This window comes from Streptomyces sp. NPDC037126 (assembly GCF_055605965.1).
This window is the reverse complement of record NZ_JBVJTD010000016.1, coordinates 76,641-100,935: the sequence shown is the minus strand read 5'-3', so window position 1 is coordinate 100,935 and position 24,295 is coordinate 76,641. Positions and strand designations below refer to the sequence as shown.

Below are 24,295 nucleotides of genomic sequence, written 5' to 3'. Positions count from 1 at the left end.
AAGCCATGAGCCAGGCACTCCAGGATCTCCTCGATCTGCTCGATCTCGAGCAGATCGAGGAGAACATCTTCCGCGGCCAGTCCCGTTCCGCCGTCGTCCCCCGCGTCTTCGGCGGGCAGGTCGCGGCGCAGGCGCTGGTCGCCGCCGGGCGCACGGTCCCCGCGGACCGGCCCGCCCACTCCCTGCACGCGTACTTCCTGCGTCCCGGCGACCCGGGCGCACCGATCGTCTACACCGTCGACCGCATCCGCGACGGCCGGTCCTTCACCACCCGCCGCGTGGTCGCCGTCCAGCACGGCAAGCCGATCTTCCACCTCTCGGCGTCCTTCCAGACGCACGAGGAGGGGCTCGACCACCAGACGCCGATGCCGGCCGCACCCGATCCGGCGGGCCTGCCCACCTCCCACGAGCGGCTGCGCGGCTACGACCACCTCGCGCCCGAGGTCGTCGAGAAGTTCCTGGAGGCCCGCGAGGCGATCGACCTCAGGTACGTGGACGAGCCGCCGTACGGCAGGTTCGGCGAGCCCCGGGAGCCGCACAGCCAGGTGTGGTTCCGCACCAACGGCAAGCTGGACGACGACCCGCTGCTGCACGTCGTCCTCGCCACCTATGTCTCCGACATGACCTTGCTCGACTCCGTGCTGCTCGCGCACGGCCGCGGCGGCTGGGCCGTCGGGGACGTCGTCGGCGCCTCCCTCGACCACGCGATGTGGTTCCACCGTCCGTTCCGCGCCGACGAATGGCTGCTGTACGACCAGGAGTCGCCGTCCGCGCACGGCGGCCGCGGCCTCGGACAGGCCCGTATACACACGCAGGACGGCCGGCTCGCGATCACGGTCATCCAGGAGGGTGTGGTCCGGGTTCCGCGCTGAGCGGCAAATGGTTTCCTGAGGTGCCAAGTCATGGATGGGGGACTAGGCTCACTGAGTGAAAGCCGCAAGTGCATGGCATGTGCGGCCGACGAGGTCCCTGGACACCTCTGACCTCAGCCGCGGCACCTGATGGCGCACCAGCGTCCGGGCGGGCCGCAGGCGTCGGCCGAACCGACGTGCCGCACACGATCCAGCGGTGACATCCGAAGACCGCCGTGCCGCACCCTTCGCCGTGCGGCGGCGGCCATTGACCTCGCCCTCCTGCTCGCCGGGAGCCGCGCGAGACGATGGAACGGAAGGTATCTCCTATGCGAGCACAACGCACGAGGCGCATCTTCGCCATGTCCGCAGCCGGGGCGCTGCTGGCCGGCGGAGCCGCCCTCGGCGCCGCGGGAACCGCCTCGGCGGGGACGTACGACCACCACAACGACCGTGGCTCCTACAGCAGGGACTGCGGCGGCGGCTGGTGGAACGACGACTGCGGCTACGGCGGACACGGCGGTTACGGCGGCTATGGCGATTACGGCGGCCATGGCGGCTACGGCGGCCATGGTGGTTACGGCGGTGGCGGTTACGGCGGCCATGGTGGTTACGGCGGCGGCGGTTACGGCGGCCACGGCGGTGGCGGCTACGGCGGTGGCGGTCACGGCGGTGGCGGCTACGGCGGTGGCGGTCACGGAGGCGGAGGTCACGGAGGCCGCTGAGCCGAACCCCAACTGAACACGATGTGCGACCCCGCGCGCGGGGCCGCACATCCCGTCATTCCAGTCCCGCGGCGGCCAGCAGATACGCCGTCAGGGGATCGTAGAAGCGCGGGCTGACGACGTGGTCGTCCAGCGGTACGGCGACCTGGAGGGTTCCCTCGGACTCCGCGAGGAACAGCGCGGGGTCGTTGCAGTCCGCGTACCCGACCGAGTCCAGGCCGTGCTGCGCGGCGTACCCGGCCCAGCCGTGGTCGGCGACGACCAGGTCCGGAAGCGGGCGCCCCGCCCGCTCAAGTCCCGTCAGAATGGCCCGCATCGGCTCTCCCGAGTGGGTGTGCCACAGCGTCGCCCCGTGCTCCAGGACGGCCACGTCCGCGAACTGCATCACGTAGCCCTCCTCCGTCTGCAGACCGTCCGGGATGACCACGATCTCGCAGCCGGCGGTGCGCAACGCTGCAGCCGTGGCCCGGTGCACGTCCAGCAGACCGCCCGGGTGACCGGTGGCGAACAGCACCCGCTGGCGTCCCCCGGCCGCCTTGCGCAGCCGCGCCGCCAGCCGGTCCAGCGCGTCCACGGTCAGCTCCGGGTCGATGGTGTCCTGCCCGTACCGGTACTCGGGGTCGTCGTTGACGCCCACCCGCTCGGCCATGACCGCGAGCACGTCCTGCTCGTCCGTCCAGCGGTCGCCCAGCTCCAGTCCGAGCCAGAAGTTGCGCTCGCCGTTGGCCAGCTTGCGGTAATGGGAGAGATTGTTCTCGCGGGGTGTGGCGACGTCCCCCGCGATACGGGTCCTCACCAGGTGGTCGACGAGCTGGGCGCGGCTGGGTGTCCCGGATATCGGCATGCCCCCCATTGTGGGGCAGCCCGCCGCGGGCGTCCTCGGCATGCGGTTCGCTGGGCCGGGGGTCACGCACCGGCCGCCGCGCTCAGCCGTGCCGCAGCGCGAACCACAACTCCATGCGCACGTCCGGGTCGTCCAGGTCGGTGTCCAGGAGGGCGGCGCAGCGCGCGACGCGCTGGCGCACGGTGTTGCGGTGGACGCCCAGCGCCACCGCCGTGCGGTCCCAACTGCCGTGCAGCGAGAGCCAGCCGCGCAGCGTGTCGGCGAGCGCCGGCTGATCCGCGAGCGGGGCGAGCAGCGCGCGGGCGTGCGCCTGCGCCTCGGCCGGAGGCACCAGCTCCGCGAACCCGGGCCCTGCCCGGTGCCGCGCCAGCGGGGCGCGGGTCGCGCGGGCCCGGGCCAGTGCGCGGGCCGCCTGCTGATCGGCGGCCGGCCACTCGCCCGGCCCGGCGGGCGCGCTGACCCCGAGGGTCCAGCCGGGCACCGCGACCGGCTCCCGCGCGGCGGGCACCAGGACGCGGACGACGTCCCGGCCGAGGTCCACCAGCGGGGACCCGACGGCCGCGCCCAGCGCGGAGGCGGCGACGGCGTCCGGCGCCTGCGCCTCGGGGCGGGCGTGCACCACCAGCCACTCCCCGCACCCGAGCAGCGGGGCGACCGCCTCCGGCGGGGCACCGAGCAGCAGCCGCACCAGCGCGGACGACCGCGCGGCACCGGCCCCGCTCTGGTGCTCCCCGGTGAGCAGCGACAACAGCACGGCGGCCACCGAGGCGATGGTGTGACCGCCCGGCTCCCGCTCGGGTCCGGCGACGCCGAGCACGAAGTCGCCGGCGCCGAGGGCGTAGACGGCCAGGTGGGTGTCTCCGAGCGCGTCGGTGGCGGAGCTGGGACGGGCGGCGGGAGCCGCCGGGACCTCGACCGGGCCCGCGGCGGCCGGGGGAGTCCCCGCCCGCACCGGCCGTACCACCCGCGCCAGGCCCGCGAGCGCCTCGGCCACCCCCCGCGCCGGCTGCCGGCCCGCGCCCGCGATCTCCGTGCCGTCGGGTCCGAACAGCACCGCCCGGCCGGACAGATGGCGCGCCAGACGGTGGAGCACCGAGGGGACCGGGTCCGGGCGGGCGGCGGCGGCCGCGAGGCCCTGCTGGGCCTCGGTGACCCGGCGCAGCTCGGCCAGCCGCGCCTGCGCCATCAGCTGCCACACCGCGCGGGCCACCCCCGAGAAGGTGGTCTGCGGCGGGACCTCCAGCAGCGGCAGGCCGTGGCGCTCGCAGGCGGCCACCAGGGCGCGCGGGACCGTGTCGTGCACCGGGGCCAGCCCGAAGCCCAGGGCGGCGCCGCCCGCAGCGACGATCCGGGAGACGTAGTCCTCGAAGTAGTCCCCGGGTCCGGGCCGGCCCCCACCGGGGGCGCCCTCGTCCGCGCCCGCCGCCTGAGGGACGTGCACCCCGGCCGTGAGCAGCAACTCGCCGCCCAGCAGGTACGGGTAGGGGTCGGCCATCTCCGAGGTGTGCGCCCAGTGGATCACGATGCCCGGTGCCGTGGGGCCCGCGATCTGGCGCAGGGCCAGGTCCTCCCGGCCCAGCAGGGCCGACAGGGAGACCGGTGGGGTCGGTGGGACCGCTGGGGCGATCGTTTCCGGCATCGTGTGCGTTCCCTCCACTCCACCCCCTCCATATGGATGAAACGTACACTTCGCAGCCGCTTTCCGGCCACCTAATGTCGGTGCGGAACCGGCAGCCGCGGGTACGGGCGGATGTCCCCGCGATCCGCTGCCGGCGCGTCCCCACGTATCTGCACGACACGCCACCGGAAAGTGCGCGAAGGAGGCCCCGCATGGCCGTCGACTACACAGTGATCGTCGTCTATCTCGCCGGGATGCTGGCGATGGGCTGGTGGGGCATGCGCCGCGCCAGGTCCAAGAGCGACTTCCTGGTGGCGGGCCGCCGCCTCGGGCCCGCGATGTACTCCGGCACCATGGCGGCGATCGTCCTCGGCGGCGCCTCCACGATCGGCGGCGTGGGCCTCGGCTACCAGTACGGCCTCTCCGGCGCCTGGATGGTCCTCACCATCGGCCTCGGCCTGCTCGCCCTGTCGGTGTTCTTCTCCGCCCGTATCGCCCGGCTGAAGGTCTACACCGTCTCCGAGATGCTGGACCTCAGGTACGGCGGCCGCGCGGGCGTGATCTCCGGCGTCGTCATGTGGGCCTACACCCTCATGCTCGCGGTCACGTCGACCATCGCCTACGCCACGATCTTCGACGTCCTGTTCGACATGAACCGGACCGTCGCGATCATCCTCGGCGGCACGATCGTCGTCGCGTACTCGACCCTCGGCGGCATGTGGTCCATCACCCTGACCGACATGGTCCAGTTCGTCGTCAAGACGATCGGCGTGCTGCTCCTGCTCCTGCCGATCGCCGTGGTCCGGGCGGGCGGCCTCGGCGCGATGCGGGCCAAGCTGCCGACCTCGTACTTCGACCCGCTGGGCATCGGCGGCGAGACGATCTTCACCTACGTCCTGATCTACACGTTCGGCATGCTGATCGGCCAGGACATCTGGCAGCGCGTCTTCACCGCCCGCAGCGACCGGACCGCCCGGTGGGGCGGCACGGTGGCCGGAACCTACTGCCTGGCCTACGCCGTCGCCGGCTCGGTGATCGGCACGGCCGCCAAGGTGCTCTACCCGAAGCTCGGCAGCCCCGACGACGCCTTCGCCACCATCGTCAAGGACGAACTTCCCGTCGGCGTGCGCGGACTGGTGCTGGCCGCCGCCCTCGCCGCGGTGATGTCCACCTCCTCCGGCGCCCTGATCGCCTGCGCCACGGTCGCGAACAACGACATCTGGTCGCGGCTGCGCGGGATCGTGCGCCGCGACGGCGAAGAGCGCGACGAGGTGTCGGGCAACCGGGCGTTCATCCTGGTCATGGGGCTGGCGGTGATCGGCACGGCGATTGCGCTCAACGACGTCGTGCAAGCCCTGACGGTCGCGTACAACCTGCTCGTCGCCGGTCTGCTCGTCCCCATCCTCGGCGGGCTGCTGTGGAAGCGCGGCACCGTGCAGGGCGCCCTGGCCTCGGTGACCGTCGGAGGTCTCGCTGTCGTCGGCCTGATGGCGGGCTACGGCATCCTGGCCAATGAGCCCGTCTACTACGGCCTGCTCGCCTCGCTCGTGGCGTACGTCGCCGTCTCCCTGGCGACGCGGCCCACCGACGAGGCCGTCCTCGCCGTCTGGCGCGAGCGCCTGGCCGGACGGTCCCCCGAAACCGTGTCCGAACCGGTCCCGGCTCACCAGTAGAGTCATATGGATAGCAGTACATGCGCGACGAAGCGCTAGAAAGAAGGCAATTCATCATGAGCAGCAACGAGACGCCCCGCGGCCCCGTCGACTCCTCCCGCATCCCGCGGTACGCCGGTCCCGCGACCTTCGCCCGGCTGCCCCGGCTGGACGAGGTCGGCACCGCCGACGTCGCCGTGGTGGGCGTGCCGTTCGACTCCGGCGTCTCGTACCGGCCGGGCGCCCGCTTCGGCGGCAACGCCATCCGCGAGGCGTCCCGGCTGCTGCGCCCGTACAACCCGGCGCAGGACGCCTCCCCCTTCGCCCTGGCGCAGGTCGCCGACGGCGGCGACATCGCGGTGAACCCGTTCAACATCAACGAGGCCGTCGACACGATCGAGGCCGCGGCGGACGAGCTGCTCGGCACCGGCGCCCGCCTGATGACCCTGGGCGGCGACCACACCATCGCCCTGCCGCTGCTGCGCTCGGTCGCGAAGAAGCACGGCCCGGTCGCCCTGCTCCACTTCGACGCCCACCTCGACACCTGGGACACCTACTTCGGCGCCGAGTACACGCACGGCACCCCGTTCCGCCGCGCGGTGGAGGAGGGCATCCTCGACACCGAGGCGCTCTCCCACGTGGGCACCCGTGGCCCGCTGTACGGCAAGCAGGACCTCACGGACGACGAGAAGATGGGCTTCGGCATCGTCACGTCCGCCGACATCTACCGCCGGGGCGCCGACGAGGTGGCCGACCAGCTCCGCCAGCGCATCGGCGACCGCCCGCTGTACATCTCCATCGACATCGACTGCCTCGACCCGGCCCACGCGCCCGGCACCGGCACCCCGGAGGCGGGCGGCATGACCTCCCGCGAGCTCCTGGAGATCCTGCGCGGCCTGGCGTCGTGCAACCTGGTGTCGGCGGACGTGGTGGAGGTCGCGCCGGCGTACGACCACGCGGAGATCACCTCGGTCGCGGCCTCCCACACGGCCTACGAACTGACCACCATCATGAGCCGCCAGATCGCGGCGGCCCGGAAGGACGCGTAAGCGAAGTGACCCACGACCACGACCTGGTACTCAGCCCGACCGCCGCACAGCGGGAAGCCGCGCTGAACCCTCCCCCGGGCCGCAACGGCGGAGACCTGGTCGTGGAGACGCTGGCCGGGCTCGGCGCGACCACGGTCTTCGGCCTGCCCGGCCAGCACGCCCTCGGCATGTTCGACGCCCTGCGCCGCTCGTCCCTGCGGTACGTGGGCCTGCGGGTGGAGAACAACGCGGGCTTCGCGGCCGACGCCTACGGCCGGGTCACCGGCGAGGCGGCCCCGCTGCTGCTGTCGACGGGCCCGGGCGCGCTGACGTCGCTGGCGGCACTCCAGGAGGCCGCCGCCGCCTCCGCCCCCGTGCTGGCGATCAGCAGCCAGGTCCCGACGGCGGGCCTGGGCGGCGGACGCCACGGCTATCTGCACGAACTCCCGGACCAGGCCGCCTCGTTCCGGGGCGTGGTCAAGTCGGTGCACACCGTCCGCAGCCAGTCCCAGATCCCCTCCGCCGTCGCCGCGGCCTGGAAGTCGGCCCTGACCGCCCCGCACGGCCCGGTGTGGGTGGAGATCCCGCAGGACGTGCTGCTCGCCGAGACCTCCCTGCCGGTGGTGACGGCGCCGGACGCGGCCCCCGAGGACCTGGTCCCGCGCCCCGAACTGACCGCGGTCGCGGCGCACCTGCTGTCCGGCGCGGCCCGCCCGGCGATCATCGCGGGCGGGGGAGTCGTACGGTCGGACGCGTCCGGAAAGCTGCGGGCGCTGGCCGAGAAGCTCGACGCGCCGGTGGTCACGACGTTCGGCGGCAAGGGAGCCTTCCCCTGGGAGCACCCGCTCTCCCTCCGCTCCTGGCTGGAGGACCGCCACACGACCGACTTCCTGGAGGACGCCGACGTCCTGCTGGTCGTCGGCTCCGGACTGGGCGAACTCTCCTCGAACTACCACACGTTCAAGCCCCGCGGCCGGGTGGTCCACATCGAGGCGGACCTCGGCAAGCTGGAGGCCAACCACCCCGCGCTGGGCATCCACGCGGACGCCCGCCTCGCCCTCCAGGCCCTGCTGGAGACGGTCGAGGAGCGGACGGACGGGACGGCGCCGGAGCGGGTGCGGACCGTTCTCGCGAAGGTGTCGGACCGCATCGCGTCCCAGGAACTGACCCTGGAACAGGACGTGCTGGCGTCCGTGCGCCGCGCGCTGCCGGCCGCCTCCCCGTCCTTCTGGGACATGACGATCCTGGCGTACTGGGCCTGGTCGGCGTTCGACCCACGCGGCACGAACACCATGCACTCGGCCCAGGGCGCCGGCGGCCTCGGCTACGGCTTCCCCGCGGCCCTCGGCGCGGCGGCGGCCGACCCGACGCGCCCGGTCCTGGCGGTGTCCGGCGACGGCGGCGCCCTGTACTCCGTCGCCGAACTGGCCACGGCCCGCCAGTACGACCTCCCGGTCACCTGGCTCATCGTCGACGACGGCGGCTACGGCATCCTCCGCGAGTACATGACGGACGCCTTCGGCCAGGCCACGGCGACCGAGCTGACCCGCCCGGACTACGTGGCCCTCGCCGAGTCCTTCGGCGTCCCCGGCGTCCGCACGACCCCCGGGACCCTGGAGGAGGACCTGGCGAAGTCCCTCGCCACCCCGGGCCCCTCGGTGGTCGTCCTCCCGGCGGTACTGCGGATGTTCGCGCCTACGCACCTGGGCTGACGCGGGCCTCCTTCAGCGCCACGACGAAGGGGGCGAAGGCGGCGGCCGCAACGGTGAGCACGGCCCTGTCCGGGTCCTTCGAGTCACGGATGGCCATGTGGGTGCGGAGGTCGGCGACTTCGACGCAGGCGTTGCCTTCGCCACCGCCGGAGTAGGACGACTTGCGCCATATCAGAGGGGCGGTCATGGTGCGCCTCACAGCTCCTTCGCCAGCCGGTGGATGAAGTCACGAGAACGCTCGGGCTCGAGTGACACTGCTTCTACCCTACGGAAAAGGGTTCGAAAGCGGTTGAGTTGGGCTTCTGCGTCGATGAAGAGCGTGCCGTACGGGCCGTCACGCACCACGGTGTCCAGCCGTGAGACAGGACCACCCGCGTACACCATTGCGCTCCCGGCACCGGCGAAGGCTTCCAGCTCGAAGGGGATGACGCGCACGGTGACGTGAGCGGCGTCGGACAGCTCCAGGATGCGGGTGAGCTGGGCCCGGTTCGCGGCACGTTCTCCCACCCTGATGCGCAGCGCCGCTTCGTGGATCACGGTCTCGTACGGGATCGGGTCGGGACGCTCGATGATGACCCGCCGCCTCATACGGTGCTCCACCCAGCGTTCGAGCTCGCCGTTCGGGAAGTCCGGGTTCACGTACGAGAAAAGGGCGCGCGCGTACTCCTCGGTCTGAAGAAGTCCGGGCACGTGCAGGAAGTCCACGTCCCACCGGTAGCGCGCGTGATGTTCCATCTCGGAGAGGTCCAGGAACGAGTTCGGCAGCGAACCCCGGTACTCCTCCCACCAGCCACTCGTGCGGTCATTGGCCATGGCCACGAGCGCGTCGATCAACTCGGTGTCCGTGCAGGCGTAGTGCGCCGCGAGCCGGCGTACGCGCTCTTCGCTCACGCCCGCCGTCCCGAACTCGATCTGACTCACCTGAGCCGAGTCCGTCCCGAGCAGTGCAGCGGCCTCGCGCCCTTTGAGCCCTGAGGCCTCACGCAGTTTCCGCAGCTCGGCGCCGAGTCGCACCTGGCGTGCGGTGGCCTCTTTCCTGCGCGCCATGTCTTCCTCCTCGCGCCCAAAGCCGCTGAGGCGCAGCCTCGTTCGAGGGGGAGATTATGGCAACGACTTGCGTGGTCCCAAATTGTGGCCCTACCGTCGGTGACGCAACGTACACGCAGCGGAAGTGCACCGCACCGCTTCGCCCTGCCACGACGGCTGCGGCAATGCCACCGCGCGAACCACCCCCCGAACCCACGGAGTCGATGACGCATGCCCGAGACCTGGGACTACACCCTCTACATCCCCAACGACCTCAGAGCGGTGACCGTCTGCCGCCGCACTCTGCGCCTGATTCTCACCCTGCACGGCCTGGTCGGGCTGGTCGACACCGCCGAACTCCTCGCGACGGAACTGGTCTCCAACGCCGTGCGCCACACCAAGGGGCCGGCCGCGCTGAGGGTCCGCCGCAGTGCGCGGGGTGTGGTCTGGATCGGGGCGTGGGACACCGACCCCGTGCCGCCGGACCCGCCACGGCCGCTGGAGCAGGTCGTGCAACAGGAGGACGGGAGGGGACTGGGGCTGGTCAGCACCTGGGCCGACTGCTGGGGATGGCAGCCGTCGGCCAGGTTCGGGGACCGGGGCAAGTACGTGTGGTGCGAGCTGGGGGCCGCCTGATGCCGTCACCGGCGCCCGCGGGAGTTGAGGCGGGCGGCCTGGCGGGTGAGGTGGTCGCGTTCGGCGAGGTTGGGCGCCTTGCGGGCCGCCTCGGCGTAGAGGCGGGCCGCGGTCTCCAGGCCGCCGTCGCGCTCGTGGAGGTAGGCCGCCACCGCGGTGTGCCGGGGCAGTGAGCCGTCCAGCGCCGCGAGTGCCGCGAGGCCGGCGCGGGGGCCGTCGGCCTCGCCGACGGCGACCGCGCGGTTGAGCCGGACGACCGGGCTGTCGGTCAGCCGTGTCAGCTCGTCGTACCACTCGACGATCTGCACCCAGTCGGTCTCCCCGGCGGTGGGCGCGTCGGCGTGGAGCGCCGCGACGGCGGCCTGGGCCTGGAACTCGCCCAGCCGGTCACGCGCGAGGGCCGCCTGCAGGATCGCGACCCCCTCGGCGATCGACGCGGTGTCCCACCGGCCCCGGTCCTGCTCGGCGAGCGGCACGAGGGCCCCGTCGGGCGCGGTCCGCGCCGCCCGCCGGGCATGGTGGAGCAGCATGAGGGCGAGCAGTCCGGCCACCTCGGGGTGGTCGATCCGGGCCGCGAGCTGCCGGGTGAGCCGGATGGCCTCGGCGGCGAGGTCGACGTCGCCGGAGTAGCCCTCGTTGAAGACCAGGTAGAGGACGCGCAGCACGGTGGCGACGTCTCCGGGCCGGTCCAACCGCACACCGGAGACGGTGCGCTTGGCGCGGCTGATGCGCTGCGCCATGGTCGCCTCCGGCACCAGGTAGGCCTGGGCGATCTGGCGGGTCGTCAGCCCGCCCACGGCGCGCAGGGTGAGCGCGACCGCGGACGCGGGCGTCAGCGACGGGTGGGCGCACAGGAAGTACAGCTGGAGCGTGTCGTCCACCGCGGGCGCGGGGCCGGGCGCCGGCTCCTCGTCGACGCGGTCCTCACGCCGGCGGCGGGCGGCGTCCGCCCGGGTCGCGTCGAGGAACCGGCGCCAGGCCACGGTGACCAGCCAGCCCTTCGGGTCCCGCGGCGGGTCGGCCGGCCAGACGCGCACCGCCTCGACCAGGGCGTCCTGCACCGCGTCCTCGGCCGCCGCGAAGTCTGCTCCGCGGCGGACGAGGGCGGCGAGCACGCCCGGCGTGAGGCTCCGCAGCAGGGCCTCGTCCATCGGGACCGTCACTCCGTGATGGTGGGCGGCGCGGCGAGGAACGGGCGGACCTCCAGCCACTCGTGGATCGGCCTGCCGCCCGCCCCGGGAGCGGCCGACAGTTCCCCGGCCAGCTCGACGGCACGCTCGTAGCTGTCGACGTCGATGATCATCCAGCCGGCGATCAGGTCCTTGGTCTCGGCGAACGGGCCGTCGGTGACCGGCGGGCGTCCCTCGCCGTCGTACCGGACCCACGCGCCCTCGGGGGCGAGCGCCTGGCCGTCGACGAACTCGCCGGTCTTCTCCAGCCGGGTCGCGAAGTCGTGCATGTACTGCATGTGCGCCGAGATCTCCTCCGGCGTCCACTGGTCCATGCACACGTCGTTCACCGGAGCCGGAGCGCCGCGGTAGTGCTTCAGCAGCAGGTACTTGGCCATCGTCTTCTCCTCGATGCTGGTGCGTCCATTGTGGCCGCGTTCCCTGGGAGACGGAGCGGACCACGGCTTCTCGACATCCCCGCCCGACTTTTTTCCGGGCCCGCCGGGAGGGGTGCCGGCGGACGCGGTCGCCGAACGCCTGTGCAACCTTTCGGCCACCCCGGTGAGTCAAGGGGGGTATGAATTCCCGGACCTCAAGACGTGCCGGAGCGCTCGCCGCCGCTCTCGGTGCCGCACTGCTCATACCGGCCGTCACCGCCGCCGCCCCGGCCGCCGCCGCGACGCCCACCGTCAGCTGCACCTCGGCCAAGGCGGGCCTCGCCGCCAAGCTCCAGAAGGACATCACGGCCGCCCTCGCGAACCGCAAGAGCACGGTCGCGATCGGCCTGTACGACCGCAGCACGAACACGACCTGCTCCCTGCGCGCCACCAGCTCCTACGACTCGGCCAGCACCGTCAAGGTCACCGTGCTCGCCACGCTGCTGTGGGACGCCAAGAAGCACAACCGGTACCTGACGGACACCGAGGCCTCGCTCACCAAGGCCATGATCACCCAGTCGGACAACAACGCGACGACCAAGCTGTGGAAGCAGCTGGGCATGACGAAGATCAAGGGCTTCCTGGCCGCCGCCGGGATGACGAAGACCGTGCCCGGCGCCGACGGCTACTGGGGTCTGACCCAGGAGAACGTCACCGACGAGCAGAAGCTGCTCAAGCTCGTCACCGCCAAGAACAGCGTGCTGAGCGACAACTCCCGTGCCTACATCCTGAAGTTGATGGGCCAGGTCATCTCCTCGCAGCGCTGGGGCACGCCCGCGGGGGCGCCGTCCTCCGTCGCCGTGCACGTCAAGAACGGCTGGCTGCAGCGCTCCACGCACGGCTGGCGGGTGCACAGCCTGGGCACCTTCAACGGCGCGGGCCACGACTACATGATGTCGGTGCTCACGCAGGACGACAGCACCATGGACTACGGCGTCACGACCATCCAGAACGTCGCCAAGGCCATCCACAAGGACCTGGTGCCGACGACCGCCGCCGTCACGCGCTACACCCCGACCAGCGAGCCGCGTGAGGCGTTCGTCGCGGTGCCGCCGCAGGGCTGACGGGGGACCGGCGGCCGGCCGGCGCTTCACGAGGCGGTCTCCCTTACGCCGCCGGCCGGTTCTACGGTGACCGCCATGCGACTGAGAACCGTACTCGCCACCCTCACCGCCGGCCTGGCGGCGGCCAGCTGCCTGACCGCCGCCGGGCCCGCGAACGCCAACCCGACGGCAGACCACGCCTGTTCGCCGACCGTGTCGATCGACCGCTTCTCCGACGCGCTCGACAAGACGTCGTACGACGGCACGTTCGTCGGCAACTTCTCCGCACTCGCGCTCGACCGCGACGGCTCGATCGCCGCACTGGAGGACCGCTCCTCCCTCTTCGCCCTGGACGCGGGGACCCTCCGCCCGAGGGCGGCCGTCCACCTCGCCGACGAGAACGGCGCCGACCTCGACTCCGAGGGACTCGCCGTCGACCGCGACGGCACGCGGCTGATCACCTCCGAGACCGAGCCGTCCGTGCGGCGCTACTCCCGCGACGGCAGGATCCTCGACCGGCTCCCGGTGCCCTCCCCGCTCCTCGTCGCCCCGGCCGGCCGCGCCACCGCCAACCAGACCTTCGAGGGCCTCACCCTGCTGCCCGGCGGCCACACCCTGCTGGCCTCCATGGAGTACGCGATCTCCGGCGACGCCGCCGGCATCGTCCGCTTCCAGACCTGGGAGCGCCACCGGGGCCGCTTCGAGCTCGGCGCGCAGTACGCCTACCGCACCGACGCCGGCCTCGGTGTCCCCGAGGTCCAGGCCACGCCCGACGGCCGCCTCCTCGTCCTGGAGCGCGGTTTCACCCCCGGCGTCGGCAACACCGTGCGCCTCTACCTGGCCGACCCGCGCCACGCGACGGACACCGGCGGCATCGAGAACCTGACCGGTCAGCCGGGCGTCCGTACGGTCCGCAAGACCCTCCTGACCGACATCGCCACCTGCCCCTCGCTCGGCGCCACCGCCAGGCAGCCCCAGCCGAACCCGTTGCTCGACAACATCGAGGGCATGGCCGTCACCGGCCGCGACCGCACCGGCCGCCTGAAGGTCCTCCTGGTCAGCGACGACAACCAGAACCCCGCGCAGACCACCCGCTTCTACTACCTGCGGGTGCGAACCCGCTGAGCGCGGGCCGACCGGCGATCCACCCCCCGTGACGCGCCCCTCATTTGTCACAGCGGGATGAAATCGGCGGTCGCGGGCGTTGGTGCCTTGCGGCAGATCAGGACGGACGGGAGGCACCCGCGTGGGACCGCAACGGGGATGGGCGCGACGGCTGGCGGGGTACGCCTGGCGGTATCCGAAGGACGTCGTGCTCGCCGTGGGGTCGTCACTGGTGGGCATGGCGGTCATGGCCGTCGTCCCGCTGATCACCAAGGTGATCATCGACGACGTGATCGGCGCCCACAGCCGGGCCATCGGCCCCTGGGCGGGCGCCCTGATCGGCGCGGCCGTGCTGGTCTACGGCGCCACCTACGTCCGCCGCTTCTACGGGGGCCGGCTCGCCCTGGACGTCCAGTACGACCTGCGCACCGAGATGTACGGCACGATCACCCGCCTCGACGGCCGCGCCCAGGACGAGCTGTCGACGGGCCAGGTCGTCGGCCGGGCCACCAGCGACCTCCAGCTGATCCAGGGCCTGCTCTTCATGCTCCCGATGACCCTCGGGAACGTCCTGCTCTTCCTGGTCTCCCTGGTGATCATGGCGTGGCTGTCGCTGCCGCTGACCCTGGTCGCCCTGGCCGTGGCCCCGGCCCTGTACCTGATCGCCAAGCGCAGCCGCAGCAAGCTCCACCCGGCCACCTGGTACGCCCAGGCCCAGGCCGCCGCCGTCGCGGGCGTGGTCGACGGCGCCGTGAGCGGCGTACGCGTGGTGAAGGGCTTCGGGCAGGAGGAGCAGGAGACCGGCAAGCTGCGCGAGGTCGGCCGGCGGCTGTTCGCGGGGCGGCTGCGGACCATACGGCTGAACAGCCGGTACACCCCCGCCCTGCAGGCCGTCCCGGCGCTCGGCCAGGTCGCCATGCTGGCCCTCGGCGGCTGGCTCGCCGTGCGCGGGCACATCACCCTCGGCACCTTCGTCGCCTTCTCCACCTACCTGGCCCAGCTGGTCGGCCCGGTCCGCATGCTCGCGATGGTCCTCACCGTGGGCCAGCAGGCCCGCGCCGGCACCGAGCGCGTGCTGGAGCTGATCGACACCGAGCCGACCCTGAAGGGCGGCACCAAGGAGCTGCCCGCGGACGCGCCGGCCACCGTCGAGTTCGACGACGTGTCCTTCGGCTACGACAGCGGCTCGAAGGTCCTCGACGGGCTCAGCTTCGAGATAGGCCAGGGTGAGACCCTCGCCGTGGTCGGCTCCTCCGGCTCCGGCAAGTCCACCCTCTCCCTGCTGCTGCCGCGGTTCTACGACGTCACCCACGGTGCCGTCCTGATCGGCGGCCACGACGTGCGCGAGCTGAGCCTGGAGTCGCTCAGGGCCGCCATCGGCCTGGTGCCCGAGGACTCGTTCCTCTTCTCGGACACGGTCCGCGCGAACATCGCCTACGGCCGCCCGGACGCCTCCGAGGAGGAGATCGAGGCCGCCGCCCGCGCCGCCCAGGCGGACCGTTTCATCCGGGACCTGCCCGAGGGCTACGACACCACGGTCGGCGAGCAGGGTCTGACCCTCTCCGGTGGCCAGCGCCAGCGCGTCGCGCTCGCCCGCGCCCTGCTCACCGACCCCCGGCTGCTGGTCCTGGACGACGCCACCTCCGCCGTGGACGCGCGCGTGGAGCACGAGATCCACGAGGCGCTGAAGCAGGTCATGCGGGGCCGTACGACCCTGCTCATCGCCCACCGCCGCTCCACCCTGAACCTCGCCGACCGCATCGCCGTCCTCGACGGCGGCCGGCTCGCCGACGTCGGCACCCACGAGGAACTCCAGGAGCGGTCCGCCCTCTACCGCAGGCTGCTCACCGACCCGGACGAGCTGGGCGGGGTCTCCCCGGGCCATGCGCTCCCGGCCGGGCCGCAGGAGGACGACTCCGTGCGCGAGGAGCTGGACGCCGAGTTCGACGCCGAGCGGGGCGTGACCCCCAGGCTGTGGACGGGCGACCGCGAGCCCAAGGACCAGGCGCTCACCGGCACCCCCGCCACCCCCCAGCTCCTCGCCCAGGTGGACGCGCTGCCCCCGGCCACCGACACTCCGGACGTCGACGAGGGCCGTGCGGTCCTTGCGGAGGACTCCTACGGCCTGCGCCGCCTCCTGCGCGGTTTCGGGCTGCCCCTGCTCGCGAGCCTGCTGCTGGTCGCCCTGGACGCGGGCGCCGGACTGCTGCTGCCGGTGCTGATCCGGCACGGCATCGACGCGGGCGTGACGAAGGCGGCGCTCGGCGCCGTGTGGTCGGCGTCCCTGGTCGCGCTGCTGGTCGTGCTGGTGCAGTGGGCCGCGCAGTTCGGCGAGACCCGGATGACCGGGCGCACCGGCGAACGGGTCCTGTACACACTGCGGCTGAAGATCTTCGCGCAGCTCCAGCGGCTCGGCCTCGACTACTACGAGCGCGAGCTGACCGGCCGGATCATGACGAGGATGACGACGGACGTCGACGCCCTCTCCACGTTCCTGCAGACCGGCCTCGTCACGGCGTTCGTCTCGGTCGTCACCTTCTTCGGCATCATGGTCGCCCTGCTGGTGATCGACGTGCAGCTGGCGCTGGTCGTCTTCGCCACGCTGCCCCCGCTGGTCGTGGCCACCTTCTTCTTCCGCCGCGCGAGCGTGAAGGCGTACGAGCTGGCCCGTGAGCGGGTGTCGGTGGTCAACGCCGACCTCCAGGAGTCGGTGGCCGGGCTGCGCATCGTGCAGGCCTTCCGGCGGGAGCGGGACGGCCTGCGGCGGTTCGCCGAGCGCAGCGACAGCTACCGCAGCGCCCGCATCCGCGGCCAGCGGCTGATATCGGTGTACTTCCCCTTCGTCCAGCTGCTGTCCTCGGTGGCCGCGGCCGCCGTGCTGATCTCGGGCGCGGCCCGGGTGGAGGCGGCCACCCTCACCACGGGCGCGCTGGTCGCGTACCTGCTCTACATCGACCTGTTCTTCGCCCCCGTCCAGCAGCTTTCCCAGGTCTTCGACGGCTACCAGCAGGCCACGGTCTCGCTGGGCCGCATCCAGGAGCTGCTGCGCGAGCCGACGTCCACGAGCGCCGCGGACGCCCCGCTGCCCGTGCCCTCGCTCCGGGGCGAGGTCGCCTTCGAGGACGTGCACTTCGCGTACGGCACCGGCGAGGAGGCGCTGACCGGCATCGACCTGCGGATACCGGCGGGCCAGACGGTGGCCTTCGTCGGTGAGACGGGCGCCGGCAAGTCGACCCTCGTGAAGCTGGTGGCCCGGTTCTACGACGCCACGGCCGGCCGGGTCACGGTCGACGGGACCGATCTGCGCGCCCTGGACCTCACCTCGTACCGGCACCGCCTCGGAGTGGTTCCGCAGGAGGCGTACCTCTTCCCCGGCACCGTCCGCGACGCCATCGCCTACGGCCGCCCCGGCGCCACCGACGCCGAGGTGGAGGCGGCGGCGCGGGCGGTCGGCGCCCACGAGATGATCGCCACCCTCGACGGCGGCTATCTGCACGAGGTCGCCGAGCGGGGCCGCAACCTCTCGGCCGGCCAGCGCCAGCTGATCGCCCTGGCCCGCGCCGAACTCGTCGACCCGGACGTCCTGCTCCTCGACGAGGCCACGGCCGCGCTCGACCTGGCCACGGAGGCTCAGGTCAACCAGGCCACCGACCGGCTGGCGGGCCGCCGTACGACCCTGGTGGTGGCTCACCGCCTCACCACGGCCGCGCGTGCCGACCGGGTGGTCGTGATGGACCGCGGCCGGGTCGCCGAGGACGGCACCCACGAGGAGCTGCTCGCCCGCGGCGGCCGGTACGCCGAGCTGTGGCGGACCTTCGTCGGCCAGTCCGAACCGGAGGAGCCGGTCGGCGCGTCCCGCTGACACCCCGCGGACGCGTGCTCCTGACGATCGTGCAACCATCCGACACATGTCCTGCGTCCGTACACCAGTACGGCTCATGGTTGCGCTTCGGGGAGGACAGCTAGTGGTGAGTGGTGCGATACGCCGGTGCCTTGCGCTCGGCACGGCCGTGCTGGCCGCGTCCGGGGTGCTCGCCCTCGCGGCGTCCGGTACCGCCGAGGCGGCTCCGTCCGGCAGCTGCGGCGGGCGCGAGGTGCGGGCCCTGTCGTTCGGCACCGGTGTCACGCACGTGTACCGCAGCGGCAGCTGGGTCTGTGCGGTCACCGTCGCGCGTCATCCCGGCACCGCCCGCGCGATGTCGGTCAGCGTGCAGGCCCGCGGCAACCGCCCGGTCGCCGACACCGGCCGCTACAGACATCTCGCCGGCCCGGTGACCGTCCACGCCGGTCACCGCTGCGTCTGGATCAGGGGATCGATCGGCGGCGACTCGGTCAGCTCGGGCTGGATCCTGTGCTGAGGCCGCACCGTTGACCCCCGCCCGAGCCGGGCGGTGTCACACCCGCCGGGCGCACCCGACCGGCTGGCGGCCGCCCAGCTCGACGTACAGCGCCGTCGACGACGGGCAGTCCGCGCGGACGGTGACGGCCCTGGTGACCCGGTACTGCGGCCTGTGGTGGCCCGATCCGTCGCAGGCGGTCTCGCGGACCTGGCCCGCGCCGGAGGTGTAGACGCAGTCGCCGGGGATCGTGCGCGGACCGCCGCCCGCCCCCGGGTCGCCGGGGTGCGGGGGCTCCAGCTTGCGCATGCAGGCGTAGCCCTCGGGGATCGCCCCGTCGCCGGTGGCCTGCTGGGCGCTGATGTGCAGCACGAAGTCGGTGGTGGCCGGGCAGAGCGGGCCGTCGGCGGAGGTGCCGTCGTAGCGGGCGACGACCCGGGCCGCCGCACGCTCGCTCGCGCACGGCACCTCGGTGAAGCTCGTCGTGCCGAAGGAGCTGCACTCGCCGACCGCGAGGAACCCGGCGCCGTAGCCGCTGGTGGCGACCGACGTGGGGTGGGCGCTGCCCACCGGGGCGTCCGCCGGGCCCTGGCAGCCCGTCAGCAGGGCGGCCAGCAGCAGGCACACGGCTTCCGCGGCACCCTTCGCACGCATCGCATTCCCCCCTGCCACCCCGACCAGCGTGGCCCGTGGCGGTCGCGCCACGCCAGTCGTGTGGGAGGGATTTCCGCCTGTTGATGGTGTTACGCCCGGTGTGTGACGTACGGCTAGTACGTCAGTCCGTGGCCGATGGGGTACAGCACCTGCGTGGGGTCGTCGGCCCGCTGCACCGGCACCGGCAGCTTCCCGCGCGGCGACACCCGGCCCGCGATCACCCGTGCCGCGGCGCGCACTTCGACGTCGGTCCAGCAGTAGGTCGCCAGAAAGCCCCGCACCGAGGGGAACTGGGCCACGTCGTAGGGGTTGCGGACGGCGACCGCCACCACCGGTCTGCCCGTCGCCCGCAACTGCTCCACCAGCGTGCGCTGGGAGCTGTCGGCCGTCACGTTGTACGTGCTCACGACCACCGCGTCCGCGTCCCGGGCGGCCGTGACCGCCTTGGCCACGGTCGCGGCCGAGGGCGCGGTGCCGGTGGACAGGGCCGTGGCGGTGAAGCCCAGTTCGGTGAGGGCGGCGGCCAGTACGCCGGTGGGCGGACCGGTGGTGCCGGACGGGGAGGCGGGGTCGGCGCCGACCACCAGGACCCTGGGTTCCCTGTGGCGGTCGAGGGGGAGGACGCCGTCCTCGTTGACCAGCAGGGTGGTGGTGCGCTCGGCGATCCGGTCGGCGGTGGCCAGGTGCGACCTCGTGCCCACGGTGCGGCCGATGCCGGCCCGGGCGACATAGGGCCCGCCGAAGAGGCCGAGCCGGTTCTTCAGGCGGAGGATGCGAAGGATCGACTCGTCGAGCCGCGCCTCGGTCAGCTCGCCGTCCTGGACGGCCTTCAGCACCGCGTTCCAGGCCTTGTCGATGGAGGGCGGGTTGAGCAGCTGGTCGACGCCGGCCTTCAGCGCGAGCACCGGCACCCGGTCGTCGCCGTACTTCGTGCGCACCCCCTCCATGCCCAGGGAGTCGGTGATCACGACCCCGTCGTAGCCCAGTTCGCCGCGCAGGATGCCGGTGAGGATCGGGTGCGAGAGGGTGGCCGGGTCGCCGGAGTCGTCCAGGGCGGGGAACTGGATGTGCGCGGTCATGATCGAGTCGATGCCCGCCGCGATCGCCGCCCGGAACGGCACCGCGTCCAGCTTCTCCCACAGGTCCCGGCTGTGTGTGATGACCGGGAAGCCGTAGTGGCTGTCGACGGCGGTGTCGCCGTGGCCCGGGAAGTGCTTGGCGGTCGCCGCGACCCGGGACGCCTGGTAGCCCTTCACCTCGGCGGCCACCAGGGCGGCCACCGCCTCCGGGTCGGCGCCGAAGGAACGCACGCCGATGACCGGGTTGGCCGGGTTGACGTTGACGTCCGCGTCGGGGGAGTAGTCCTGGTTGATGCCGATCGCGCGCAGCTCGGCGCCGGAGATCCGGCCGAGCGTGCGGGCGTCCGCGCGGGAACCGCCGGCGCCGATGGCCATGGCCCCCGGGAACAGGGTGGCCGGCGTGCCCACCCGGCACACCGCCCCGTGCTCCTGGTCGGTGGCGATGAGCACGGGCAGACCGCGCGGCTGCTCCAGGGAGGCCCGCTGGATGCCGTTGGACAGCTCCGCGATCTGCTGCGGGTCGCCGGTGTTGTGGGTCCAGGTGAAGTAGATGATCCCGCCGACCCGGTACCTGGCGATCAGCTCGGCCGCGGTGCGGACCCCGAGCTCGCTCAGGTTGGCGTCGATGTCGGCCTGGTCGGGAGCGGTGGCGGAGGCGCCGTAGACCCGCATCACGAACAGCTGGCCGACCTTCTCCTCCAGCGTCATGCGGGAGATGAGGGCGCGCAGCCCCCGGTCGTCGAGGGTGGGGACTGCGTGGGCGGTCGTCGGTACGGTCAGCGCGGCGGTGAGGCCGGCGGTGGCGGCGAGGACGGCGCGTCTGGACGGGCCTTCGGCGTTCCGTTCCGTGCTTCTCGTGCTGGTGTCGCTTCCCGTGCTGGTGTCGGGCACGTGCGCTCCTTCCAGAGGAGAACCGCTGAAGGAAACTTCCGAGGAATCACCAATATCCGGGAAGTTTCTTTCCGTCAAGGGAGTGCACAGTAACCAGCGAGGGGCCGCCATCGGCGCATTGAGGGGGGCGCGCCGATGGCGGCGGGCTGCCGGCCGGGTGCGGCGGAGAGGGTACGTCGGCGCTCGCTGCCAGCGCGTGAAGGCCGACACCGCACCACGGAGACTCGCCCGGCAGCCGCCCGTTGGACGCGCGGGGCCCGGGGACGGTTCCCGGCGCGCGGCGTCCCGGTTCCTGGACGTCGCGCGCCGGTGGAGCTCACCGCATCGTCATGTCCTCAGCGGCGCTCGGCCGGTCCGGCCAGGCCGGTCCGCGCCCTACGCCGCCTCGCCCAGCAGCCGTACGAGGTGGTCGTGGCCCGCGCCCAGCAGACCGGGCAGCGGGGCGGCCTGCTCGTACCAGCGCTTCTCGTACTCCCAGCACAGCCAGCCGTCCCAGCCGTGGCGGCTGAGGACGTCCACGCACTCGGTGAGCGGCAGCACGCCCGCGCCGAGCGGCAGCGGGGTGGTGTCCTCGGCCGAGGCGATGTCCTTGACCTGGACGTACCCCAGGTGCGGGGCGAGAGCCGCGTACGTCTCCGACGGCTGCTCGCCGCCCAGCCAGGTGTGCATCACGTCCCACAGCGCGCCCACCTGCCGGTGGCCGACCGGGCCGAGCACACGGATCACGTCGGCGCCGGTGCGGTGCGAGTCGTGGGTCTCCAGCAGGATCCGCACGCCCAGCGCGGAGGCGTCCTCGGCGGCGGTGCCGAGCCGCCGGGCCGCGATCGCGTCGGACTCCGGGGCCGGCCGGCCGAGGTCGGCGCCGGGGAAGACGCGGACGTAGGGCGCGCCCAGGTCGTGGGCGAGCTGGAGGAGGTCCCGGATCTGTGCCAGCACGGGCGTGTCGTCACCGGGGGCGGCGACACGCGCGTACCCGGCGAGGCCCAGCACCTCGACCCCGGCGCCCTTGAACAGGGCCGCGGTCTCGGCGCGTTCGGCCGTGGAGAGGCCGGTGTGCACCGGCTCCTCCGGGTGGGCGCGCAGTTCGACGCCGTGGTAGCCGTGTGCGGTCGCGAGCGCCAGGACCTCCGGGACGGGCAGTCCTGGGACACCGAGAGTGGAGAACGCCAGCTTCATGGCCACGGACCCTACTCGTCATTCGTCCGGTTCGTGGAGATCCAGCCGCCAGTCCTGGCCGACCAGGTCCTTGCCGAAGGAGCGGTGCGGCTTCTCGGCGACGAGGACGAAGCCGTGCCGCTGGTAGATGCGGCGGGCGCCGCTCAGCACGTCGTTGGTCCACAGCACCAGGTCGCGGTAGCCGACCCCGCGCGCGAAGTCGACGACGGCCCGCACCAGCCGGTCGCCCACGCCCTGCCCGCGCGCCTCGGGCTCGACGAGCAGCAGCCGCAGCCGGGCGGTGCCGGGCGCGTCGTCCCGTACGCACATCACGCAGCCCGCGGCACGGCCGCCGGACTCGGCGATCCACACCCGCTCCAGATGCGGGTCGTGGTCCTCGGCGAAGTCGGCGACGATCCGGGCCACCAGGCCCTCGTAGTCGGTGTTCCAGCCGTACTCGGCCGCGTACAGCGCGGCGTTGCGCTGCACGATCCACCCCAGGTCACCGGCGTGCGGCGCGCGCAGCACCACCTCGCCGGACCGCCGCGGGCGCTCGTCGCCGAGGATGTCCCGGACGGTCCGCATCGCCTCCGCGAGCCGGGGCCGGTCCGCCGGGGGCACGCGGTCGAGCAGCGCCCCGACCGTCTCCCGGGCCCGCTCGTCCAGCATCCCCGCGGTGCCGCGTCCGCTCGGGGTGAGCCGGATCCGCCGCCGGCGCGGGTCGGTCTCGGACGGCCCGCGCTCGACCAGCCCGGCCTCCTCGAACCGGTTCAGGATCCGGCTCAGGTACCCGGCGTCCAGGTCGAGCCGGGCCCGGAGGTCCGCCGCGTCCAGCTGCGGAACCTGCGCGAGTTCGTACAGCACCCGGGACTCGGTGAGCGTGTACGGCGCATACAGCTGCCGCCCGTAGTCGAGGGCCCCGATGACCCCCGTGTAGAACCGGTTGAACCCCCGAACATCCTCGACACTCATCCTCGCCCCCAACCATTTGACCCAGTCAGAGATATCCCCTTCGAACACCACCCCCACACGCCCCACCCCCCATGCCCCCGACACCGGCCCACACCCCAGGCCACAGCTCGGCAGCCACCCCAAGGGGCGCGGGGAACCGCGCGACCGGCCACGACGCACCCGCACCGCCCCCGCCGCACCCCGGGTCGGTGAAAGCTCAGCCCCCGGAGGGGACCCGCGGCACTCCGGAGGAGCCCCGCACCATCAGTTCTCCCCGTACCGACGCGATCCCCCCGGGCGGCGGCTCCTCGCGGCCCATGGCGATCCGGCCGGCGCGGGCGCCCGCCTCCGCCAGGGGGAGGCGGACCGTGGTGAGGGAAGGCACCGCGTCGATGCTGAAGGGGAGGTCGTCGAAGCCGGCCACCGAGACGTCGTCCGGGATCCGCAGCCCGGAGTCCCGCAGCGCCGCACACGCCCCGAGCGCGACGGAGTCGTTCGCGGCGACGACCGCCGTCAGCGACGGATCGCGGCGCAGCAGCTCCAGCGTGGCCTCGTATCCGGACCGGCGGTCGTAGCGGCCGTACACCGTCAGGGCCGGGTCCTCCGCGATGCCGGCAGACGTCAGCGCCTCCCGGTGACCCTCCAGCCGGTGCCGGGTCGTCGTACGCTCCTCGGGGCCGGCGATGTAGCCGAGGCGGCGATGGCCCAGGCCGATGAGATGGTCCGTCAGGGCCCGGGCCCCGCCCCGGTTGTCGAAGGTCAGCGCGACCGCCTCGGTGCCCGCGAGCGGCGGCCGCCCGCACAGCACCACCCGGGTCCCCGCCTCCGCCAGTTTCCGCAGCTTCGCCGTGACCGCCGCCGCGTGCGGCGCGTCCTCCACCGCCCCGCCGGTCAGCACCACGGCCGCGGCCCGCTGCCGCTGCAGCAGCGTGAGGTACGTCAGCTCGCGCTCCGGCGACCCGCCCGTGTTGCAGACGACCGCGAGGCGTTCGCCGCCCGCCCGGCCGCCCGGCCCGCCGATCTCGGCCTGGATCGCGCTCGCCATGATCCCGAAGAAGGGGTCGGCGATGTCGTTGACGAGGATGCCGACCAGGTCGGACGTGGCCGCCGCGAGCGCGCTGGCCGGCCCGTTGAGGACGTAGTCCAGTTCGTCCACCGCCCGCAGCACCCGCTCGCGCGTGGACGCGGCCACCGGGTAGTTGCCGTTCAGCACGCGCGACACCGTCGCGGGGGAGACCTGGGCGCGGGCCGCCACGTCCGCCAGGGTCACCGTCATCTCGTCGTCCTCCGGTCGTGCATTCGTCGTACGCCCTCGTAGACAGCCAGGCCACGGTCCCGGTTCCGGGAAACCGTGGAGCAGACCCTAAAGCCCTGCACATGACT

Annotated in this window: 21 protein-coding genes; 10 read left to right on the top strand and 11 right to left on the bottom strand. The window is 73.0% G+C overall.

The genetic code is table 11. The features are described from left to right. The first annotated feature begins 5 nt into the window (after positions 1–5). Positions 6–872: an acyl-CoA thioesterase II gene (gene tesB, locus ACZ7FF_RS30345; protein WP_470816056.1), complete on the top strand. Its 867-nt coding sequence runs from the start codon at positions 6–8 to the stop codon at positions 870–872. 308 nt (positions 873–1,180) lie between these two features. Then, a complete protein-coding gene (locus tag ACZ7FF_RS30340) occupies positions 1,181–1,576 on the top strand; it encodes a hypothetical protein (RefSeq protein ID WP_470816054.1) in 396 nt (131 codons plus the stop codon). A gap of 55 nt (positions 1,577–1,631) precedes the next feature. Here the strand turns inward: ACZ7FF_RS30340 and ACZ7FF_RS30335 are convergent, their stop codons facing one another. Beyond that, the gene (locus ACZ7FF_RS30335) at positions 1,632–2,420 is read right to left on the bottom strand and encodes a phosphatase (protein WP_470816051.1); all 789 of its coding nucleotides are present in this window, start codon (positions 2,418–2,420) and stop codon (positions 1,632–1,634) included. A gap of 82 nt (positions 2,421–2,502) precedes the next feature. Then, a complete protein-coding gene (locus ACZ7FF_RS30330; protein WP_470816050.1) occupies positions 2,503–4,059 on the bottom strand; it encodes a PucR family transcriptional regulator in 1,557 nt (518 codons plus the stop codon). Positions 4,060–4,250: 191 nt separating this feature from the next. Here ACZ7FF_RS30330 and ACZ7FF_RS30325 point away from each other — a divergent pair, with 191 nt between their 5' ends. Genes ACZ7FF_RS30325 through ACZ7FF_RS30315 form a run of 3 tightly spaced genes read left to right on the top strand, consistent with a single transcriptional unit; the run spans position 4,251 to position 8,430 of the window. After that, positions 4,251–5,711, top strand: coding sequence for a sodium:solute symporter family protein (locus ACZ7FF_RS30325; RefSeq protein WP_470816048.1), 1,461 nt, complete (start codon positions 4,251–4,253; stop codon positions 5,709–5,711). A gap of 56 nt (positions 5,712–5,767) precedes the next feature. Then, entirely contained in the window at positions 5,768–6,739 is a 972-nt protein-coding gene (gene speB, locus ACZ7FF_RS30320; RefSeq protein WP_067131203.1) for an agmatinase, read from the top strand. Between the two features lie 5 nt (positions 6,740–6,744). Next, on the top strand, positions 6,745–8,430 hold the full coding sequence (locus tag ACZ7FF_RS30315; protein ID WP_470816046.1) for a thiamine pyrophosphate-binding protein: 1,686 nt from the start codon (positions 6,745–6,747) through the stop codon (positions 8,428–8,430). On the opposite strand, the gene ACZ7FF_RS30310 is transcribed toward ACZ7FF_RS30315, so the two are convergent. Together ACZ7FF_RS30310 and ACZ7FF_RS30305 are read right to left on the bottom strand one after the other, a co-directional pair. Next, the gene (locus ACZ7FF_RS30310) at positions 8,414–8,617 is read right to left on the bottom strand and encodes a DUF397 domain-containing protein (protein ID WP_470816044.1); all 204 of its coding nucleotides are present in this window, start codon (positions 8,615–8,617) and stop codon (positions 8,414–8,416) included. The genes ACZ7FF_RS30315 and ACZ7FF_RS30310 overlap by 17 nt on opposite strands. An 8-nt stretch (positions 8,618–8,625) precedes the next feature. Further along, the gene (locus tag ACZ7FF_RS30305; RefSeq protein WP_470816042.1) at positions 8,626–9,477 is read right to left on the bottom strand and encodes a helix-turn-helix domain-containing protein; all 852 of its coding nucleotides are present in this window, start codon (positions 9,475–9,477) and stop codon (positions 8,626–8,628) included. 210 nt (positions 9,478–9,687) lie between these two features. Here ACZ7FF_RS30305 and ACZ7FF_RS30300 point away from each other — a divergent pair, with 210 nt between their 5' ends. Next, positions 9,688–10,092 (top strand): ATP-binding protein, encoded by a 405-nt coding sequence (locus tag ACZ7FF_RS30300; RefSeq protein WP_470816040.1) that lies wholly within the window; start codon positions 9,688–9,690, stop codon positions 10,090–10,092. A 5-nt stretch (positions 10,093–10,097) separates the two neighbouring features. Here the strand turns inward: ACZ7FF_RS30300 and ACZ7FF_RS30295 are convergent, their stop codons facing one another. Beyond that, complete coding sequence (locus tag ACZ7FF_RS30295) at positions 10,098–11,243, bottom strand: RNA polymerase sigma factor (protein WP_470816232.1); 1,146 nt, start codon at positions 11,241–11,243, stop codon at positions 10,098–10,100. An 8-nt stretch (positions 11,244–11,251) separates the two neighbouring features. Next, positions 11,252–11,659, bottom strand: coding sequence for a YciI family protein (locus tag ACZ7FF_RS30290; protein ID WP_470816036.1), 408 nt, complete (start codon positions 11,657–11,659; stop codon positions 11,252–11,254). A gap of 179 nt (positions 11,660–11,838) precedes the next feature. On the opposite strand from ACZ7FF_RS30290, the gene ACZ7FF_RS30285 reads away from it, so the two are divergent. From ACZ7FF_RS30285 to ACZ7FF_RS30270, 4 genes are all read left to right on the top strand, one after another. Continuing rightward, positions 11,839–12,762, top strand: a complete 924-nt coding sequence (locus ACZ7FF_RS30285; RefSeq protein WP_470816034.1) for a serine hydrolase — start codon at positions 11,839–11,841, stop codon at positions 12,760–12,762. 75 nt (positions 12,763–12,837) lie between these two features. Beyond that, positions 12,838–13,866 carry an esterase-like activity of phytase family protein gene (locus ACZ7FF_RS30280; RefSeq protein ID WP_470816032.1) on the top strand — a complete coding sequence of 343 codons (1,029 nt, stop codon included), beginning with the start codon at positions 12,838–12,840 and terminating at the stop codon, positions 13,864–13,866. 121 nt (positions 13,867–13,987) lie between these two features. Continuing rightward, on the top strand, positions 13,988–17,707 hold the full coding sequence (locus ACZ7FF_RS30275; protein ID WP_470816030.1) for an ABC transporter ATP-binding protein: 3,720 nt from the start codon (positions 13,988–13,990) through the stop codon (positions 17,705–17,707). Positions 17,708–17,810: 103 nt separating this feature from the next. After that, positions 17,811–18,203, top strand: a complete 393-nt coding sequence (locus ACZ7FF_RS30270) for a hypothetical protein (RefSeq protein WP_470816028.1) — start codon at positions 17,811–17,813, stop codon at positions 18,201–18,203. Between the two features lie 36 nt (positions 18,204–18,239). Here ACZ7FF_RS30270 and ACZ7FF_RS30265 read toward each other — a convergent pair whose 3' ends face one another. From ACZ7FF_RS30265 to ACZ7FF_RS30245, 5 genes are all read right to left on the bottom strand, one after another. After that, positions 18,240–18,836: a hypothetical protein gene (locus tag ACZ7FF_RS30265; protein ID WP_470816026.1), complete on the bottom strand. Its 597-nt coding sequence runs from the start codon at positions 18,834–18,836 to the stop codon at positions 18,240–18,242. A gap of 113 nt (positions 18,837–18,949) precedes the next feature. Continuing rightward, the gene (locus ACZ7FF_RS30260; protein WP_470816024.1) at positions 18,950–20,806 is read right to left on the bottom strand and encodes a glycoside hydrolase family 3 protein; all 1,857 of its coding nucleotides are present in this window, start codon (positions 20,804–20,806) and stop codon (positions 18,950–18,952) included. Between the two features lie 375 nt (positions 20,807–21,181). Next, complete coding sequence (locus ACZ7FF_RS30255) at positions 21,182–21,982, bottom strand: sugar phosphate isomerase/epimerase family protein (RefSeq protein WP_470816022.1); 801 nt, start codon at positions 21,980–21,982, stop codon at positions 21,182–21,184. A gap of 18 nt (positions 21,983–22,000) precedes the next feature. Then, positions 22,001–22,933, bottom strand: coding sequence for a bifunctional helix-turn-helix transcriptional regulator/GNAT family N-acetyltransferase (locus tag ACZ7FF_RS30250; protein ID WP_470816018.1), 933 nt, complete (start codon positions 22,931–22,933; stop codon positions 22,001–22,003). A gap of 196 nt (positions 22,934–23,129) precedes the next feature. Continuing rightward, positions 23,130–24,188, bottom strand: coding sequence for a LacI family DNA-binding transcriptional regulator (locus tag ACZ7FF_RS30245; RefSeq protein WP_470816016.1), 1,059 nt, complete (start codon positions 24,186–24,188; stop codon positions 23,130–23,132). Between the last annotated feature and the right edge of the window lie 107 nt (positions 24,189–24,295).